1 protein-coding gene is annotated in these 2,342 nt (G+C 39.1%); it reads left to right on the top strand.

What is annotated here, in order from left to right:
• Positions 1 to 225 precede the first annotated feature (225 nt).
• Positions 226 to 2,211, top strand: a complete 1,986-nt coding sequence (locus IQ228_RS24860) for an AarF/ABC1/UbiB kinase family protein (protein ID WP_027402671.1) — start codon at positions 226 to 228, stop codon at positions 2,209 to 2,211.
• The last annotated feature ends 131 nt before the right edge of the window (positions 2,212 to 2,342 follow it).

The raw sequence follows: 2,342 nt of genomic DNA, 5'->3' as shown, positions 1-2,342 counted from the left end.
CCCTCCCCTTTACAAGGGGAGGGTTAGGGAGGGGTAAAACATTTAACACAACTTACACAAGCGTCATTAAACGTATATATTTGTGTTATATTTTACTTAAATATACTAAAACTCGACCGTTAACAAGAAAACTAGCAGCAAGAATTTCTAATTTGCGAATATATCCCGAAAAGACAAGATATTGTTACAATATTTAACAACGTTGATTTAACTGGTGGCTTCTTCATGATGGTTAAGACACTTCCCCCTAGTTCTCGAACAAGTCAGGAGGACAGTCGCGGAGGCGAATTGTCCGTGATTGAGGTAGTAGCAGAACAAAGTACACAGACGGTAGTAATCAAATCGGCGCAGGCTTCTCAACAGCCAAGGCACAAAGTGAGGACAGGATCTGAACCGGAGTCGGTGCTGTATGATCCTGTGGAAATAGCAGCACAGTATAGTGGGCGATTCCTGCAAGTTGTCCGGCGGATTCTGACGGTTTTAAAACCAATTCTTGCCTTTGTCTTCGGGTTATGGTGGGATAAGCAATGGAGAATTTTGGTTAAAAATGAACGTCGTCGCGCTGTTCAACTGAGAGAGTTATTAACAAAGCTAGGACCAGCTTACATTAAAATTGGTCAAGCTTTATCCACTAGACCAGATCTAGTCCCACCAATTTACCTAGAAGAATTAACTAGACTCCAAGATCAATTACCAGCTTTTCCTAATGAAATAGCTTACCAATTTATTCAGGAAGAATTGGGAGCAACACCGTCAGAAATTTACGCAGAATTTTCGTTACAACCGATTGCGGCGGCTTCCTTGGGACAAGTATATAAAGGCAGATTGAAAACTGGGGAAGAAGTAGCGATTAAAGTCCAACGTCCAGATTTACGGGAACGAATTACGATAGATTTGTATATTTTGCGGAAACTGGCTGCTTGGGTACAGCGGAATCTCAAGCGGGTACGTAGTGATTTAGTCGGAATTTTGGATGAGTTAGGCGATCGCATTTTTGAAGAAATGGACTATATTCATGAAGGCGAAAATGCAGAACGCTTTTTTGAATTATATGGTCACATGAAGGATATTTATGTACCAAAAATTTACTGGGAATACACCAACCGTCGCGTTTTAACGATGGAGTGGATTAACGGCATCAAATTAACTCAACCCGAAAAAATCGCCGCTTTAGGAATCAATGCCCGGTATTTAATTGAAGTTGGAGTCCAATGTTCTTTGCGTCAATTATTAGAACATGGATTTTTCCACGCTGACCCCCACCCAGGTAACTTATTAGCAACAATGGATGGTAAATTAGCTTATCTCGATTTTGGCATGATGAGCGAAGTGAAACCAGCCCAACGTTATGGTTTAATTGAAGCAATTGTCCACGTCGTTAATCGGGAATTTGATAGTTTAGCAAAAGACTATGTAAAGCTAGAATTTCTCACTCCCGAAACAGACCTAACTCCCATTATTCCTGCTTTTGCCAAAGTATTTGCTAACGCCCAAGGTGCAAGTGTCGCGGATTTGAATATTAAAAGCATCACCGATGATTTATCGGCTTTAATGTATGAATATCCTTTCCGTGTTCCCCCATATTACGCCTTAATTATTCGTTCGCTTGTGACTTTGGAAGGAATTGCAATCTATATAGATCCCGATTTCAAAGTTCTCAGTGAAGCCTATCCTTATGTTGCTAAAAGGCTGTTAACAGATCCCGCAAACGAGTTAAGAACATCATTACAAGAATTACTGTTTAAAGATGGGAAATTCCGCTGGAATCGTTTAGAAAACCTGCTAAAAAATGCCCGCAGCAACCAAGAATATGATCTGAACTTAGTCGTTAATCAAGGAGTAGAATTTCTCTCCTCTGACCGAGGTGCATTTATTCGTGATAGATTAGTTGATGAATTTTTCAATAGTATAGATGCTGTCAGTAAAAATGCCTTGCATAACTTCACTTATGTACTTCGAGAAAAGGTAGGAATTACCGCAGTTCATCAAATTCCTTCAGCCTCAGTTGAACAACAACAAACCTTAGAATATATTCAACGCATTGGGGGAATTTTACAAGACACTAAAGGCTTTGATGCCACAAAATTTGCTCCTCAATTAGCCCAAATCATTGTTAATCCAGGAGTCCAACTTTTAAGTCAACAAATTGCCACTCGCGTCACCCAGAAAGCCGTAACTCGCGTCATTCGGGAGTTATTAGCATCTGAATAATATCTAAACTGTCTAAACTGTGATTTTTTTGATTTAGATGATTGAAATGATTAATTAATCATAAAAATCAAATTAATCACACAAATCATAGTTTAGACGTTTTTTGATTGAGACAATTAATTAATCTTAAA

Source organism: Dolichospermum sp. LEGE 00246, from assembly GCF_015207865.1.
Taxonomy (GTDB): domain Bacteria; phylum Cyanobacteriota; class Cyanobacteriia; order Cyanobacteriales; family Nostocaceae; genus Dolichospermum; species Dolichospermum heterosporum.
The sequence above is the reverse complement of the archived record's forward strand: the minus strand, read 5'-3'. Positions and strand labels throughout refer to the sequence as shown.